This is a genomic window from Salmonella sp. NW1250 (genome assembly GCF_051812965.1).
Lineage (GTDB): Bacteria > Pseudomonadota > Gammaproteobacteria > Enterobacterales > Enterobacteriaceae > Salmonella > Salmonella enterica.
In genome coordinates, this window is the sequence record NZ_JAMNDD010000001.1 from 465,590 (window position 1) to 481,019 (window position 15,430).

Here is a 15,430-nt window from a genome sequence, read left to right on the forward strand (position 1 = left end):
AACCTGTATCGGGCTTGAGGTCAGAAAAGCGAAAACAGCAATGCGACGGGGAAACTTATCGGCCATGTCGCGCCAACCAAAAAGGCGCTCAGGAAACGAATTCGTTTTTTGTCATGAGTCAAAAACCAGGTGATCAGGGATGATATCACCGCCATGACGGCGTAAAAAATTAATATCTTTTGAAAGAGGGTCATATCAGGCATCCGCGCCAACCAGAGGAAAAAACGCGCGCAATATGCTCTTTTTATTTGACACACATCAAGGTTTATCAGCCTTAACAGCAAAACGTTCTCAATGCACGGCTCCGCTCACAGAATATCCTGTTTACGTATTATTGCGGATCTCGCCAACCCGTACTATACCCATAGGGGTTATGATGAAAGGTGGCGAAAATGAATGTTTCCAGTAAAACCGTCGTGCTGATTAATGTCTTTGCTGCTGCAGGACTTTTGGGTCTGATCTCGTTGAGATTCGGCTGGTTTGCTTGAGGTGTTCAACCTTTGAGTACTTGCTGCGCATGTTGGCGGGGAGGTCCCCCTCTCCGCCGACACCCGCCTATTTTTTCACGATTTTTCTGAACAGTAAATGATCCTTAATGCTTAACCATGATGTGGCGGACAAGGGTGTAGTCTTCCAGACCATACAATGACATATCTTTGCCGTATCCCGACTGTTTTTGCCCTCCATGCGGCATCTCGCTAACCAACATGAAATGGGTATTAATCCAGGTACAGCCATACTGCAATCTGGCGCTAAGCCGGTGCGCCCGCCCGACGTCCTGAGTCCAGACGGAGGATGCCAGACCATAGCGAGAATCGTTGGCCCACCTCAGAACCTGATCTTCATCATCAAAGACGGTTATACTGACCACCGGGCCGAAGACTTCGCGTTGCACGATGGCATCTTCCTGTTTTGCGTCTGCCAGCAACGTCGGAGCGAAATAGTAACCTTTACCTTCCGTTTGACTTCCGCCAGTAATCACACGGATATGGCTGAGGGCCTTCGCCTCCTCTACAGCCGCTGTGACACGCTTCAGGTGCGCCAGCGAACTTAACGGCCCCAGCTCTGTCGACTCATCCTCCGGCGCGCCCATTTTCAGGCTGCTCACCGCGTTCCCCAGCTTTTCGACCAGCGCATCATAGATACCGCGCTGCGCGTATATACGGCACGCCGCAGTACAATCCTGTCCGGCATTATAGAAACCGAAAGTCCGGACGCCCTGCGCCACCGCATCCAGATCGGCGTCATCAAAAACAATTACCGGGGCTTTACCACCGAGTTCCATATGCGTACGTTTTATCGCTGGCGCAGTATGGCGCAGAATATGCTCCCCGGTCGCGATAGAACCGGTTAAAGAGACCATGCGTACTTTTTCATGACCGGTCAATACATCGCCAACAGTCTGCCCTCGTCCGAACAGGACATTGAGCACCCCCGGCGGAAAGATATCCTTCGCCAGCGCGGCAAGTTTAAGCGCCGTCAGCGGCGTGATTTCAGAAGGCTTAATCACCACGCAGTTACCTGCCGCCAGCGCTGGCGCCAGCTTCCAGGCCGCCATCATGAGCGGATAATTCCACGGCGCGATAGAGGCAACCACGCCAATCGGATCCCGGCGGATCATCGACGTATGTCCTTCCAGATATTCGCCCGCCGCCAGCCCACTCAAACAACGGGCCGCGCCGGCAAAAAAGCGAAAGACATCCACGATTGCCGGAATTTCATCATTAATTACGCAGTGCAAAGGCTTACCGCAGTTTTGCGATTCAAGCCGGGCGAACTCAAGGGCGTTTTGCTCGATGCTGTCCGCCAGTTTTAACAGACATTCCGCCCGTGCTTTGGGTGTGGTCTGCCCCCATTCGGCAAACGCGCTATCGGCGGCCAGCACTGCGGCGTCAACCTGCGCGGGCGACGCTTCCGCAATCTCAAGTATGACCTCGCCTGTCGCCGGGTTATAAACAGACTGCCTTTCTCCCTCGCCGTCCACCAGCACGCCATTAATCAGTAATTGATATTGCATAGCATTTTCCCATATCGTCATTAATCGATTTCCGGCGAACGGGCCGCCGCTTTCCTAAAAATAGACGGCGCGCCAGATGCTCACCCGGCACACTCGGGAAATTTAGTCAGGTTGTGAGCTGACACGCATTCCACCTCACACAAGGCTTTTAGCGCTCAGCATCTCGCGAATCAGGCTGCCAAGCTGTTTTACGGCCTGTTCTTCCCGTTCTCCCCAATGCCATGCGGTGTTAAAACGAAAGAAACGCGTCCAGGCGCCGGACGTTGAAAACATTTTCCCCGGCGCGATACTGATAAGGTGTTCAAGCGCTTTGGCGCTAAGTTCACCGGCATCAAGCTGCTCAGGTAGCTCCAGCCAAAGAAAATAACCGCTATCGTTATGGTGAATTTTTACTTCCGCCGGGAGATGGCGCAAAAGGGTTTGCCAGGCTTGCTGTTTACGTTCGGCAAGCTGCCTTCGCAATCGGCGCAGATGCGCGTCATATCGACGTGTCGAGAGATAATCCACTAACGCCAATTGCATGGGGGAACTGGTGGATAATGTGCTCATTAACTGCAAACGCTGAATTTGTCTGGCATGGCTTCCTCCCGCAACCCAGCCAATGCGAAAACCGGGAACCAGACATTTGGAAAAAGACGAACAATGCAACACGGTATCGTCGCGATCCCATGCTTTGGCGGGCAGAGGTTTCTCGCGGCCAAAGTAGAGTTCGCTATAAACATCGTCTTCAATTAGCGTCACGTTATGGTGCGTGAGTAACGCAACCAGCCGCGCTTTTTTCTCAGCGCTCAGCGTGAACCCTAACGGATTCTGGCTGTTGGTCATTAACCAGCACGCTTTCACCGGATATTCCTGTAACGCCTGTTCCAGCGCCATAAGATCGATACCTTCTTTGACATCGGTGGGTATCGACAACGCTTTCAGGCGCAATCGCTCCAGGGCCTGTAGCGCACCGTAGAAACAGGGGTTCTCCACCACCACCCAGTCTCCCGGCGCCGTCACCGCCTGTAAACTAAGATTCAACGCTTCCAGCGCGCCGGCGGTAATGACAATCTCGTCAGGAGAAACGGTAATCCCCTGCTGTGCGTAACGGCGTGCTATCGCATAGCGCAATTCTGCATTACCTGGCGGCAAGTTTTCGATGACGCTCATTGCCGTCGCGGTTTTACTGACCTGCGCCAGAGAGCGGTTCAATTGCGGCAAGGGAAACAGACGCGGATCGGGAAACGCTGAAGCAAAAGGCACCACTGAGGTATCACGGCTCGCCTGCAGCATCTCAAAAATATAGGTATTGATATCTACGGCTTCATCCCGAATAACGTGCGCTGCCGTCGCGACTGACCGACAAACCGGATGCGGCGCGACATAATAACCGGATTGCGGACGGGCGATAATCCGTCCCTGACTTTCCAGCAACTGGTACGCATGACCGACAGTCATAAAACTCATGCCGCTACTGGCGACCTGCTCCCTCAGCGAGGGTAATCGATCGCCGGGTTGCCAAACGCCAGAGGCGATTTGTTCTCTAATTTGCTCCGCCAGACGTTGATATTTTTTCATTATTCGTTCTCATTGAGCGCTGCTTGCAGGTGGCAACCACAGTGTATATCAGTTGTTAAAATTAACAATGATTTGCTAACTGTTATGGTGCTTTCCAACAGGCGTAATGATTAGATTTCGCAACAAAACGCCGTTTCAGGGTCTCTGCTTAACGGGAAAGTCAAACCAGGTGTTCGGGTATGGTTCATGAGTAAGGGAGAAGTGCCACCATTCAGTATCCAGTGGCGTAAAGCCCGCATCACGCATCAATGTTTGTAATAACAACCTATTTGCGCGTTGCTGAGCGGTAAGCATGGCATTATCGGGATGGGATAACGGACTAAAACAGTCAAAGCCGGTACCAAAATCCAGACTATTATCTGGCGAGCGTTGCGCCGCGGACGCAGTACAATTCACCAGTGGTCGTCCGGGATCGTATATCGGTATTTTACTGTCGAGTGGAACAATTGTTAGATCAAGCGTACTTCCCCGACTGTGGCCGGATCTGGCGGCAAGATAACCTTCCTCAAACAGACGCTTTTTCTCTACCAGCGGATAAAATTCGTTTTTCATTTGGTTTTGAGAAGGATCTTTGGCCCACGCGATAAAGTCGTTCACTGCGCTTTGCGGACGGTAGCAATCATATATTTTTAAGGTAAGTCCGAAGGGGCGTAAACGATCGGCGACCTGCTTTAGTGCGTTCGCGGCTGGTCGTGTTAACAGGCAAACAGGCGCGTTATAGCCTTTAATGGGGCGACCAATAAAGTTATGGGAAGTGAAGTATCGCATGTCTACCTGTACGTCGGGGGCGACCGTAGTAATATCGACAAAGTCTTTTGGCTGGTGGAGATCAATATGGTTTTCAGCTGACATTGCCTGAACGGACAACAGGCTGAACAGGAGGAAAGAAGATACGCATTTTACCATATGTTACACCTCGCGAGAGTCACAGGGGTGATTATGTATTTGAGCAGGTAAAGATTAGCGGACAGCGCTTAAACAGATGGTTAAAATAAACATCATTCCCCCTGTAATCTGTGCCTTATCACAAACGGAGAGGTTATATTTTGCTTATATGACCACTGCGCCTCCTGTTCTATACCCAAAATAATTCGAGTTGCTTAAAGGCGGCAAGGGAGTGAGTCCCAGGAGCACAGATAACGATGTGTTTTCACAAAGGCGAGCCTACCTGACCAGAAAGGTTATTTGATAAGCAGTAGTACAGTTGTTGTTGCCTTCCATAACTAAATAACATTGTTTCGCCAAAGATAAGACCACTATATAGTCAGGAAGGCAATTAGTGAGGAACGCGTCAATTGTCGGCGATAATGCATCTGAAATTACGATTCACCGCAGTTGTGCAAACACATAGAATCCCCCTCGAACCGAGATAATTCGGTCTGCTGATCATAGCCATTATTCAGTAAGAACGCAGATTGCAGCGGCGGATCACGGGCGTGAAGAAAAATCCTGTGCCCCAAATTTTTTGGACAAGCGCTGAACCTGCCGTATACTTTTACTTAACGTACACTCCGCCATAAAAATAAACCCTGCGATGATACCGTAATGCCACAGGCATAACTTAAGGATATGCCATAAATCAAGCGAAGCATGATTTAATTTCTCAGTGATTACGATAGTCTGTACAAATATTATGGGATGAAATAATAAGACACCTAACAAAAATATCCCTGCCACAATCATGGCGAGTAACTGAAAAAAAGCCCATCCGATAACGAAGCGGTAAAGTAAAAGCAATAATAGCCGTCCACATTTTCTTAGCCATTCTGACTGCAAAATGCCCCAGGATGCTGTCTTTTCGTGAATTTCACCATCTGATTTCTTCATTTTGAGCCTCCTCGCAGGTTTTTATAATTTTATCGCCCAACAGGAAATAAAGCCGTCAGCTAATCGTTACAACAAATATAATTAAGACAAAAAATAAAGAGTAAGGTGTTTATATCATAAGTGCTATCAGTATTGGCCTTCTGCCCTGCCGCTAAATATCTCATTGTTGTTAGCCTAATAATACTTTTAGTTTAACTTCTTATAAGACAATTTCTACACGGTTGAGCAACTATTTACTTTCTCTAAAAATAATATAGCGCGTAATTAATCATTGCTCATGGTACATGATGATGTGAGAATTAAGAAAACCATTTTACTTTCATTCGTTTTACCTGACATACTTCATGGCCAGGAGGCGTGGGCATGACTAAAGCTACGGGTCGATTTGAGCGTTCAGGGCAAAGCAAAAATCAGGTGTTTCACCGATAGGCAAACCGATGGACAACATGGGATAATATTTTGAATACCACCTATTCCAGTAATGAAGTATTATATAATCACTTGTGGTCTACATTATGCCAATTACTATCGGGAGAGGGTTTCTAAAAAGTGAGATGTTTTCCCAAAGTGCCATCTCTCAACGCTCCTTCTTTACGTTACTATGGGAAAAGATTAAAGATTTTTTTTGTGACACGCAAAGATCCACTGCCGATCAATATATAAAGGAATTATGTGATGTTGCCTCTCCACCTGACGCGCAACGTTTATTTGATTTATTTTGCAAGTTATATGAATTATCATCACCATCATGCAGAGGAAATTTCCATTTTCAGCACTATAAAGATGCTGAGTGTCAATATACAAATCTCTGTATTAAAGATGGCGAAGATATTCCGTTATGCATTATGATACGTCAGGATCACTACTATTATGAGATAATGAATAGAACAGTTCTCTGTGTTGATACTCAGTCTGCCCACCTGAAAAGATATTCTGATATTAATATAAAAGCTAGCACTTATGTTTGTGAACCGCTATGTTGCTTGTTCCCTGAGCGGTTACTACTCTCGCTATCCGGCGGTATAACATTTTCCGTTGACCTAAAAAATATAAAAGAGACGCTTATCGACATGGCAGAAAAGGGTAATTTATGTGACTGGAAGGAACAGGAAAGAAAAGCCGCCATCTCCTCCAGGATTAATCTGGGCATCGCCCAGGCAGGTGTACCACCTATTGACGACGCTATTAAAAACAAAATAGCCGCAAAGGTTATTGAGAATACTAACTTAAAGAATGCAACATTTCATGCAAATCATACACAAAGCTCAGTTACTCAACTAGTTTATTCATGTTTGTTTAAGAATGAGATATTAATGAATATGCTTGAGGAAAGTTCCTCTCATGGCCTGCTATGTTTAAACGACCTTGCTGAATATGTAGCGTTACAAGTTCATAACAGCCTTTTTTCTGAAGATTTATCTTCACTCGTTGAAACAACAAAAAATGAGGCTCATCACCAGAGTTGACCACACCATAAATAGTATGGTTTACAATCCCCTGGCAATACCAAAACCATCTAATACAATACCTTTAAAATATACTTCCAGGAAATAATGAATTTCGCATGGAACGAATTGGCTCGTTATTTTTATAATTGAGATACTGAGTATAAGTATATTTTCTCATACAACTTATCGCACTTATTGACAAACCGTTTTCGCTAATTTGAAGTGTTGAATAATAACTCAAAGAAATTATTGGCATCATAGCCTCACGACGTAACTGGAAGGTGGCATGATGCTTACAAAAACGTTATCAGTAGTTTTACTGACCTGTGCGCTGTTTTCAGGCCAGTTACTGGCGAAACAGCAAGACCACGCATTCGTATGGTTTGCGACGGGAGGGCACCAGCTTAGACACGAAGCCGACAGTGATGAATTACGGGCGGCAGCGGAAGAATCCGCGGAAGGCTTGCGCGAGCACCACAACTGGCAGAAATCGCGCAAACCAGAGAGCTATTTTCGTTAATTAAACGCCCCTACGCTTCGGCAGCGTTTTCATCAGCGCTTCAGGGCTCACTGAAGCGACAACGCTGCCGGGCTGGGGCATTTTTAAGATGTGGTTTTTAATTTTGCCAATGACATGCATTTCGCAAGGGCGGCAGTCGAATTTTAGCGTCAGTACTTCATCGCCATGCACCAACTGCATCGGCGTGGCTTTCCAGCTCTTAATATTTCCTTTCGCCTGCTTTGGACAAAGGTTGAACGCAAAACGCAGGCAGTGTTTGGTGATCATGACCGGTACCTCGCCCTTCTCCTGATGCGCCTCATAGGCCGCATCAATCAATTGTACGCCGTAACGGTGATGAAATTCCCGCGCTTTGTGGTTGTAGACATTAGCGAGAAAGCTGAGATGCGTTTGCGGATAGACCGGCGCAGGCTGCGCCACGGGTTTCCGACGACCTCGTTGATAATGGGCCAGCCGCGCCGCGTCAAGCATATCAATCGCCTCCCGACGGAACTGATTGAGCAGGCTATTTGGCACGAACAACGCCGCCGGTAATGTCACCTGCATATCACGCGCGTAGTAAGGCGTCTGTCCCAGCTTCGCCAGTCCGGCTTTTAGGTTATTCAACGCTTTTTCAGAGTTATTGGCTTCCTCAAATACCCCGTCAAGCGTATGCGTGATGCAGACACCGTCTTCACTGGTCAGCGTCAGAATAAGCTGTTCCTGCCAGCCGCCCAGCATGATATCAACCGCCACACGGCGCTCACTGGAGGTTTTTGTCAGCGCTTGCTGCCAGTTATGATCCAGATTACGATTCAACGGATGATGCGGACGGACTTTATGCAGGTCGGCAGGCATATCATTTGGCCAAACGCGGTAGCGGTTATGACCGGTTTTCTCCACCGTATTGGCGCGAAAACCCACCACTTCACGCTTAATCAACACGTTCAGACCATCGCCATTCGCCAACGGCTCCGTAGCTTCTACGTCGAGATAATCCTTCGCCACATTCAGCACCTCGCCTACCGGCAAGCCAATAAATTTTGGTGAATCAAATGCGCCAATATCACCTTTACGCGCGTTAACAAAATAGTCGGTGCTGCCGCGATGGAAGGTTTTCTCCGTGGAGGGAACAAAAAAGTGCTCGGTCCGACCAACCGATGCACGCGCCAGATCGCCACGTTGCTCGATAATCGCGTCCAGCATCTGACGATAATGCGCGGTGATGTTTTTGACATAGCTCATGTCTTTGTAGCGCCCTTCAATCTTGAAGGAACGTACGCCTGCATCGATCAACGCGCCGAGGTTAGCCGTTTGATCGTTATCTTTCATCGATAGCAAATGTTTTTCGTAAGAGACCACCCGCCCCTGATCGTCTTTTAACGTATACGGTAAACGACAGGCCTGCGAACAGTCGCCCCGATTGGCACTGCGCCCGGTTTGCGCATGAGAGATATAACACTGTCCAGAATAAGCGACACACAGCGCGCCATGAATGAAGAACTCAATCGTGGCGTCAGTAGCCTGATGAATAGCCGCTATCTGACTCAAATTAAGCTCGCGCGCCAGTACAATCTGTGAAAAACCGACATCGGCAAGAAACTTCGCTTTTTCCACGCTGCGAATATCACACTGTGTACTGGCGTGAAGCTCAATCGGCGGGATATCCAGTTCCAGAATGCCCATATCCTGCACAATCAGCGCATCCACCCCGGTGTTGTACAAATCGGTGATTAACCGCTGCGCGGGCTCCAGCTCATCATCATGCAGGATAGTATTCAGCGTGACAAAAATCCTGGCGCCGTAACGGTGAGCAAACGGGACCAGATCGGCGATATCGCGCAGACTGTTACTGGCGTTATGACGTGCGCCAAAACCGGGTCCGCCGATGTAGACGGCATCTGCGCCATGCAAAATCGCTTCGCGAGCAATTGCGGCGTCACGGGCCGGACTTAACAATTCGAGATAGTGAGGTTGCTGGCGCATACAGTCTTTCTTATCCAATAGCAGCGAAATGGCGGCTATTGTAGTCAGAAGCGCAAACTAACGAAATAGTTTTCCCGCTTAATCACGCGGGTAATGGATCAGCGAGTGAAAATGAACCGTCTGGTCACTGCTGTTGCGATAGGTATGCGCCGTATCGCCGGCAAAACGCAAACCTTTACCGGCGTCTATGGTTTGCCATACCCCACCAGTACACATGTCCAGCCGACCCTGAATCACCACCACATGTTCGATAACGCCGGCTTTATGCGGCGCTGATTCGCTGCACGCGCCAGGCGCCAGCAATAGGGAAAAATAGTCAAAACAGAGTTCTGGGTCCCACGGAAACAGCGGTGTAATTACCATCGCTTGCTGCTGGGGATCGAAGGTTGGCGGAAATTCGGCCTGCGGAGGCGAAATAAACATTGAGAATGGAACGTTCAGGCCCGTCGCAATTTTCCACAGCGTTGCGACTGTCGGACTGGATTCATTACGCTCTATCTGCCCCAACATGGCTTTTGAGACGCCGGAGATCTCCGCCAGACGCGATAAACTCCAGCCTCGCTGATGGCGTAACGTTCTTAACGTGGTCGCCAGATAGTGTGTCAGGTTATCCATTTTCCCCCCTGTAAGACCATAGCGTATCACTTGTACGCTATAACGCACAATGCTACATTGACTGACCGTTATAACGCACAAGAGGCGATCATGCGTCTGTTATCACTGCCGTTACCTACTGTATTATCTGGTCTGGTCGCCGTTCTGGTCGGCTATGCGAGTTCCGCCGCCATTATCTGGCAGGCGGCGCTTGCCGCTGGCGCAACACCCGCAGAGATCGCTGGCTGGATGACCGCCCTTGGTATAGCCATGGGCATAAGCACACTAACGTTAACCTTGTGGTATCGTGCGCCGGTTTTAACCGCCTGGTCAACGCCTGGCGCCGCCCTGTTGGTGACAGGGCTTCAGGGATTATCGTTGCCAGATGCCGTGGGCATATTCATTGTCGCCAATGCCCTGATTGTGCTGTGCGGCGTCACGGGATTGTTTGCGCGTTTGATGCGGATAATCCCCCATTCTCTTGCCGCTGCAATGCTGGCGGGAATACTGCTACGCTTCGGCCTGCAGGCGTTCGGGACGCTCAATGGAGAATTTGTCATGTGCGGCGGTATGCTATTGGCGTGGCTACTCTTTAAAGTATTCGCGCCCCGCTATGCCGTTATTGCTGCCATGGTGATGGGAATAACGGTGGCGCTCATCCAGGGTAAGGTGGCGATGAGCGGTATTCATTTCGCGCCGGTGTGGCCCACCTTCGTTCCCCCCCACTTTTCATTCGCTCAAAGCCTGAGCGTCGCGGTACCGCTCTTCCTGGTGACGATGGCATCGCAAAACGCCCCCGGCGTCGCCACAATGAAGGCGTCTGGCTATCAGCTTCCTGTCTCTCCGTTAATGATTTTTACCGGGTTGCTGGCGCTGCTGCTTTCGCCATTTGGCGTTTATTCTATCTGCATTGCCGCCATTACAGCCGCCATTTGTCAAAGCCCGGACGCGCACCCCGATCCAACGCGTCGCTGGTTAGCGGCCGCCGCCGCAGGCGTTTTTTATTTACTTGCCGGGTGGTTTGGCGGTTCGATAACCGCGCTGATGGTCGCCCTGCCGGTTAGCTGGGTGCAAATGCTGGCTGGTCTGGCATTGTTAAGTACGATTAGCGGTAGCCTGTATCAGGCGCTTACCCACGAAAGTGAGCGTGACGCGGCAGTTATCGCATTTCTCGTCACCGCCAGCGGGCTAACGCTGATGGGCATCGGATCGGCATTCTGGGGGTTGATCGCTGGCGGGATAGGCTACGCAGTATTAACGAGAACGCGCCGCCCATCGTTGTCTGGCTGATGGCGACCGCTAATCTGCCGGGGTTTGCGCCATCTTGCGATGGCGCCGCAAAATTATTTTTTGTTAACGTCAAACATAGAGGTATCCGTCGCCATATCATCCACGACCTGTTTCAACGTCTCAAACGCCATTGGCGTACTGGAATTGCTCAGGTCTTTACCTTCACCCTGACGTACTACCTTGACGACCGGCTTGTTGGTCGCGGCATCTATCAGCTCACCCTCAAAATAGAGGTGGGTATCCATGGTCCGGTGGCCTGTCGCCATTTGCGTGCCCGCCACAATCAGCGCTACAGGGATCACCTCATAGAATTGCAGCCCTTCTTTGCTGGTATCCACGCCCGTAATCGCCCCGCGGAAAATCAAACTGCGCGGCCCTGGCGTCGTGACCAGCGGTTTGCGCTGTTCAATTGCTGATTTTACTTTAGTGTTCGTATAAGCCAGCAGTTTATCAAGAACTTGCTGCCCGACCTGGGTCGTTGGTTTGGGGACGGGATAGTATGTTATCGGATTGTAAACAATACTGTCATAGTTAGAGTCATTGAAATGTGGATCTACCCAGCGCAACACCGGTTTTCCCGTGGCGGAGGTAGTTTCCTGCAGGTCCGAATAATTTTTTAAGAATCCAGAATACTTATCCGGCTGTGTGACTTTGGACGCACAGCCGGATAACGCCAGCAAGCCAGTAAGCACTGCAACTTTAAATAAAGTATGAGTACGCATGAAACGATCCCTTTAGTCTTCGCAATGATGCAAAGGAAATAATAGCAAAACGAAATCATTCTGGATGCACTAAAAATGGTAACGACAGCACAATTTGAACGCGGCGCCCGACAAAAAAATGCCGAACGCTGCGAGACTTACAGAACTTGCATCGCTCAGGCCGTTTTTCTCGCCAGCATCGTAGCAAAGCGCAGTTTGATACGGTTGCCGTTTTCGTCCGTGCGGTGAAGCTCGCCGACATCTTCGTTGTATTTCAGCATGTCCCATCCTTCGTAATAGCGGCGTAATTCGCCTTCTTTAAAAGCGAACGGGAATCCCACCGTACAGGGAAAGTCCGGCGTATCCATTGCCGCAACAATCAAATTATACCCGCCGGGTTTTGTGCAGCGTTGCATATTGGCAATTAAACCGGGAATGGTTTGCGCCTCAAGAAACATCATAACCACCGTCGAGAGAATAAAATCGTACTCGCCGTCAAAGGTCAATGTATTCAGATCGACAAGGTCGGTTTGCAGATTATCCAGCCCTTCTGCCGCTTTAATACGCTCAAGGTTAGCCATACTGGCCGGATTTTTATCCCACGCGGTAACGTCATAACCGTTCGCGGCCAGATACAGACTATTGCGGCCATTGCCACATCCCAAATCCAGCGTTCGGCCCGGCGCGACAACCTTTGCCGCCGCCAGCACATCCGAATGCGTGCGGGTTAATCCGTATTTCTCAGTAAAATAATTTTCGTCACGAACGGTCATTTTTTTCCTCCGTTTTCAACAGTGCAGCGCGCTCAGTGCGAATAAGCAACGTCCCCTGCACCAGCAATAGAAATGTACGAACCAGCAATAAGGCGATAATAGCGTTAGTGAAAATAAACAGCGGGACGGCCAGAATATGGAAAAGCCCTGATTCACTACCGTGACCAAGATGTAACCCCGTGGTCGCCAGCGCGGAAACGCCGAACGAAAAACTCCAGAAGGAAGCATTAAACGGTTGTGATAAATACCAGGGCATTAATCGCAGCATAAATAAAAGTTGTAACAGACCGTAGCCGAATAGCATTTTCGCCAGCGTGTCGCCCTCCCCGCCATTGACGCTCAGCCAGGCGCTACAGGCGACCAGCGCGGGCGCCAGTTGGATACCCAGCGACGTACGCAGCACCGCCGGTAATTCGCCGCAGCTACGCAGTCGCTGCAAAATAACCGGCTCCAGACTTAACCACGAAAAGACGCCTGCGCCTAAAAACACCAGTCCGGCATCATTGTAACCGAGCGCTCCACAGGCCATAGCGCTGATAAAATTATTCGCTACCGTGGGCAGATAAAGTCCTGGGGTTGTCGCTTCTTCCGGATGCGCTCCGCGCCAAAGTCCCGCCGTCTGCCAGGCGGCATACGCCAGTTGTATGACGACCCCCACGCTGAATAGCGCAACGGCCAACGGGCGATACCAGGGAACGAAACCGATCGCGACCAGCATCGTGGTGGCGGGAAACAGGCTGACAAAACTGCTCATTACCGGATGTCGCACTTCAGCCATCACGCTATGGGGAAAGCGCACCAGACGGCTAAGGAACGCCAGGGTCAAGAGTGCCCAAATAATCATCGCCAGGATCACCATGATGTCGCCGGGCCAGTGGCTTATTGCCCATATCTGGCTGGCATAACGCCAGGCGAATCCCATACCGATAGTGCCAAGGACGATGCCAAAATAGCCCGCAGGCAGATTGAGCACGCGATCGCTCTGCTTGTGATTACGCATTTTGTTTAATTTATAAAGTATATTTGAAATGCATTTTATGGAATTTCTGGTTGTTTCGCCAGTACCTTTGCTACGGTTATCTTAATCGTTCACACGGAATTTCCCTATGACCAAATATCGACTGAGTGAAGAACCTCGTGCTTTTACTTATCAGGTAGACGGTGAGAAGAAAAGCGTCTTATTACGACAAGTTATTGCCGTAACGGATTTTAACGATGTTAAAGCCGGAACCTCCGGCGGCTGGGTTGATGCCGATAATGTGCTGTCACAACAGGGGGATTGCTGGATTTATGATGAAAACGCGATGGCCTTTGCGGGCACGGAAATTACGGGGAACGCGCGTATCACGCAGCCGTGCACGCTCTACAATAACGTGCGAATAGGCGATAACGTCTGGATTGATCGCGCTGATATCAGCGATGGCGCGCGGATAAGTGACAACGTCACCATTCAGTCCTCTTCCGTGCGCGGAGAGTGTGCGATTTATGGCGATGCCCGCGTGTTAAACCAGTCAGAAATTCTCGCCGTTCAGGGACTAACGCATGAACATGCGCAGATTTTACAAATTTACGATCGCGCCACCGTGAACCATTCGCGGATTGTCCATCAGGTACAGCTTTATGGCGACGCCACTATCACACACGCTTTTATTGAGCACCGGGCGGAGGTCTTTGATTTCGCGCTCATCGAAGGCAACAAAGACAATAATGTCTGGATCTGTGACTGCGCCAAAGTCTATGGCCATGCGCGGGTTATCGCCGGTACAGAAGAAGATGCGATCCCTACCCTTCGCTACAGCTCGCAGGTAGCGGAACATGCGTTAATCGAAGGCAACTGTGTGTTAAAACATCATGTGCTGGTAGGCGGACATGCTGAGGTACGCGGAGGCCCGATTTTACTGGACGACCGAGTGCTGATTGAAGGCCATGCCTGTATACAGGGCGAAATTCTGATTGAGCGCCAGGTCGAGATTAGCGGACGGGCGACGGTGATAGCCTTTGACGGCAATACTATTCACCTGCGCGGCCCAAAAGTGATCAATGGCGAGGATCGTATTACGCGTACCCCCTTAGTCGGTTCCCTTTAATCCGCATCAATAATGCGGGCATACATATTAACGTCGTGATAGTCGCCGTTAAGATACTCCGCCTGCTTCATACAGCCTTCCAGCGTAAAATGGTTGCGCCGTGCGACTGCGTTACTGGCCTGATTGTCAACGCGGCATTTAATGACGAAGCGCCGAATATCGCCGCGCCGGGCATAATGTGTCATCAGCGCCTGTAATGATTGCGACATTATCCCTCGTCCCTGGAGGGACTCATCCAGCCAGTAACCGATATAGGCGGCTTTGTTTATCGGTTCGATGGCATTAAATGAGAGTACGCCCGCCATCTCATTCTGGCAGAAAATCAGGTACATTTTGGCGTAACCACGCTGGTGCAACAGCATATTACCCTGCACATGCTTACGCGTTTCCTCCTGCGACGTGACATATTGCGGCCAGTCGAGCGACTGTTGTAGCCACGCTTTGTTTTTGAGTACCAGTTGGTGCAGCGCCGGAACATGACTTTCATCTGCCGCTCTCAGTTCCAGCGTCGTGCTAACAGGAATAATTTCCACCATCGCGTTGCCCTTCTTCGTTGTTGGTCGTAATCACATAAATAGTCTGGTTTACCGATAACCCGCAGGTGATATGAGCGTTTTTATTGTATCGCCATCACATTATTTTTTATTG

At 49.8% G+C, this 15,430-nt stretch carries 16 protein-coding genes and 1 pseudogene; 5 read left to right on the plus strand and 12 right to left on the minus strand.

The genetic code is table 11. The features are described 5' to 3' along the window. Positions 1–20 precede the first annotated feature (20 nt). Positions 21–194: a GhoT/OrtT family toxin gene (locus NBA72_RS02375; protein WP_000171943.1), complete on the minus strand. Its 174-nt coding sequence runs from the start codon at positions 192–194 to the stop codon at positions 21–23. Positions 195–392: 198 nt separating this feature from the next. Here NBA72_RS02375 and yncL point away from each other — a divergent pair, with 198 nt between their 5' ends. After that, a complete protein-coding gene (yncL, locus tag NBA72_RS02380; protein WP_001103198.1) occupies positions 393–488 on the plus strand; it encodes a stress response membrane protein YncL in 96 nt (31 codons plus the stop codon). A gap of 104 nt (positions 489–592) precedes the next feature. Here yncL and patD read toward each other — a convergent pair whose 3' ends face one another. From patD to ugtL, 5 genes and pseudogenes are all read right to left on the minus strand, one after another. After that, complete coding sequence (gene patD / locus NBA72_RS02385) at positions 593–2,038, minus strand: aminobutyraldehyde dehydrogenase (RefSeq protein ID WP_000158093.1); 1,446 nt, start codon at positions 2,036–2,038, stop codon at positions 593–595. A gap of 114 nt (positions 2,039–2,152) precedes the next feature. Beyond that, positions 2,153–3,577, minus strand: a complete 1,425-nt coding sequence (gene ycdR / locus NBA72_RS02390; RefSeq protein ID WP_000760692.1) for a GntR family transcriptional regulator YdcR — start codon at positions 3,575–3,577, stop codon at positions 2,153–2,155. Between the two features lie 135 nt (positions 3,578–3,712). Further along, on the minus strand, positions 3,713–4,483 hold the full coding sequence (locus NBA72_RS02395; protein ID WP_023137920.1) for a M15 family metallopeptidase: 771 nt from the start codon (positions 4,481–4,483) through the stop codon (positions 3,713–3,715). A 258-nt stretch (positions 4,484–4,741) separates the two neighbouring features. Beyond that, positions 4,742–4,973, minus strand: a pseudogene (locus NBA72_RS02400) (hypothetical protein). A gap of 32 nt (positions 4,974–5,005) precedes the next feature. Beyond that, entirely contained in the window at positions 5,006–5,404 is a 399-nt protein-coding gene (gene ugtL / locus NBA72_RS02405; RefSeq protein WP_023137919.1) for a regulatory protein UgtL, read from the minus strand. Between the two features lie 515 nt (positions 5,405–5,919). Between ugtL and sifB the strand changes: the two genes are divergently transcribed. Continuing rightward, on the plus strand, positions 5,920–6,870 hold the full coding sequence (sifB, locus tag NBA72_RS02410; protein ID WP_042947233.1) for an SPI-2 type III secretion system effector SifB: 951 nt from the start codon (positions 5,920–5,922) through the stop codon (positions 6,868–6,870). 271 nt (positions 6,871–7,141) lie between these two features. Beyond that, the gene (locus NBA72_RS02415) at positions 7,142–7,372 is read left to right on the plus strand and encodes a DUF2554 family protein (protein ID WP_000956438.1); all 231 of its coding nucleotides are present in this window, start codon (positions 7,142–7,144) and stop codon (positions 7,370–7,372) included. On the opposite strand, the gene NBA72_RS02420 is transcribed toward NBA72_RS02415, so the two are convergent. Both NBA72_RS02420 and NBA72_RS02425 read right to left on the minus strand, forming a co-directional pair. Beyond that, positions 7,373–9,337 carry a peptidase U32 family protein gene (locus NBA72_RS02420; protein WP_042947231.1) on the minus strand — a complete coding sequence of 655 codons (1,965 nt, stop codon included), beginning with the start codon at positions 9,335–9,337 and terminating at the stop codon, positions 7,373–7,375. Positions 9,338–9,415: 78 nt separating this feature from the next. Beyond that, positions 9,416–9,952 carry a helix-turn-helix domain-containing protein gene (locus tag NBA72_RS02425; protein ID WP_000369543.1) on the minus strand — a complete coding sequence of 179 codons (537 nt, stop codon included), beginning with the start codon at positions 9,950–9,952 and terminating at the stop codon, positions 9,416–9,418. 90 nt (positions 9,953–10,042) lie between these two features. Here NBA72_RS02425 and NBA72_RS02430 point away from each other — a divergent pair, with 90 nt between their 5' ends. Then, the gene (locus NBA72_RS02430) at positions 10,043–11,221 is read left to right on the plus strand and encodes a benzoate/H(+) symporter BenE family transporter (protein ID WP_001238501.1); all 1,179 of its coding nucleotides are present in this window, start codon (positions 10,043–10,045) and stop codon (positions 11,219–11,221) included. 53 nt (positions 11,222–11,274) lie between these two features. Here the strand turns inward: NBA72_RS02430 and NBA72_RS02435 are convergent, their stop codons facing one another. From NBA72_RS02435 to tehA, 3 genes are all read right to left on the minus strand, one after another. Continuing rightward, the gene (locus NBA72_RS02435) at positions 11,275–11,943 is read right to left on the minus strand and encodes a DUF3313 domain-containing protein (protein ID WP_001259025.1); all 669 of its coding nucleotides are present in this window, start codon (positions 11,941–11,943) and stop codon (positions 11,275–11,277) included. Between the two features lie 155 nt (positions 11,944–12,098). Further along, positions 12,099–12,695 carry a tellurite resistance methyltransferase TehB gene (gene tehB, locus NBA72_RS02440; protein ID WP_000218280.1) on the minus strand — a complete coding sequence of 199 codons (597 nt, stop codon included), beginning with the start codon at positions 12,693–12,695 and terminating at the stop codon, positions 12,099–12,101. Next, on the minus strand, positions 12,682–13,695 hold the full coding sequence (gene tehA / locus NBA72_RS02445) for a dicarboxylate transporter/tellurite-resistance protein TehA (protein ID WP_001243996.1): 1,014 nt from the start codon (positions 13,693–13,695) through the stop codon (positions 12,682–12,684). The genes tehB and tehA overlap by 14 nt, the downstream gene beginning before the upstream one ends. 106 nt (positions 13,696–13,801) lie before the next feature. Between tehA and ydcK the strand changes: the two genes are divergently transcribed. After that, the gene (gene ydcK, locus NBA72_RS02450) at positions 13,802–14,782 is read left to right on the plus strand and encodes a YdcK family protein (RefSeq protein ID WP_000170585.1); all 981 of its coding nucleotides are present in this window, start codon (positions 13,802–13,804) and stop codon (positions 14,780–14,782) included. Here the strand turns inward: ydcK and rimL are convergent. Further along, a complete protein-coding gene (gene rimL, locus NBA72_RS02455; protein ID WP_042947228.1) occupies positions 14,779–15,318 on the minus strand; it encodes a 50S ribosomal protein L7/L12-serine acetyltransferase in 540 nt (179 codons plus the stop codon). The two genes, ydcK and rimL, sit on opposite strands and share 4 nt — an antisense overlap. Positions 15,319–15,430: the final 112 nt, after the last annotated feature.

Coding starts and splice junctions, on each gene's coding strand:
- NBA72_RS02375 (WP_000171943.1), bottom strand. CDS start 194: ATGACCCTCTTTCAAAAGATATTAATTTTTTACGCCGTCATGGCGGTG.
- yncL (WP_001103198.1), top strand. CDS start 393: ATGAATGTTTCCAGTAAAACCGTCGTGCTGATTAATGTCTTTGCTGCT.
- patD (WP_000158093.1), bottom strand. CDS start 2,038: ATGACGATATGGGAAAATGCTATGCAATATCAATTACTGATTAATGGC.
- ycdR (WP_000760692.1), bottom strand. CDS start 3,577: ATGAAAAAATATCAACGTCTGGCGGAGCAAATTAGAGAACAAATCGCC.
- NBA72_RS02395 (WP_023137920.1), bottom strand. CDS start 4,483: ATGGTAAAATGCGTATCTTCTTTCCTCCTGTTCAGCCTGTTGTCCGTT.
- ugtL (WP_023137919.1), bottom strand. CDS start 5,404: ATGAAGAAATCAGATGGTGAAATTCACGAAAAGACAGCATCCTGGGGC.
- sifB (WP_042947233.1), top strand. CDS start 5,920: ATGCCAATTACTATCGGGAGAGGGTTTCTAAAAAGTGAGATGTTTTCC.
- NBA72_RS02415 (WP_000956438.1), top strand. CDS start 7,142: ATGCTTACAAAAACGTTATCAGTAGTTTTACTGACCTGTGCGCTGTTT.
- NBA72_RS02420 (WP_042947231.1), bottom strand. CDS start 9,337: ATGCGCCAGCAACCTCACTATCTCGAATTGTTAAGTCCGGCCCGTGAC.
- NBA72_RS02425 (WP_000369543.1), bottom strand. CDS start 9,952: ATGGATAACCTGACACACTATCTGGCGACCACGTTAAGAACGTTACGC.
- NBA72_RS02430 (WP_001238501.1), top strand. CDS start 10,043: ATGCGTCTGTTATCACTGCCGTTACCTACTGTATTATCTGGTCTGGTC.
- NBA72_RS02435 (WP_001259025.1), bottom strand. CDS start 11,943: ATGCGTACTCATACTTTATTTAAAGTTGCAGTGCTTACTGGCTTGCTG.
- tehB (WP_000218280.1), bottom strand. CDS start 12,695: ATGACCGTTCGTGACGAAAATTATTTTACTGAGAAATACGGATTAACC.
- tehA (WP_001243996.1), bottom strand. CDS start 13,695: ATGCGTAATCACAAGCAGAGCGATCGCGTGCTCAATCTGCCTGCGGGC.
- ydcK (WP_000170585.1), top strand. CDS start 13,802: ATGACCAAATATCGACTGAGTGAAGAACCTCGTGCTTTTACTTATCAG.
- rimL (WP_042947228.1), bottom strand. CDS start 15,318: ATGGTGGAAATTATTCCTGTTAGCACGACGCTGGAACTGAGAGCGGCA.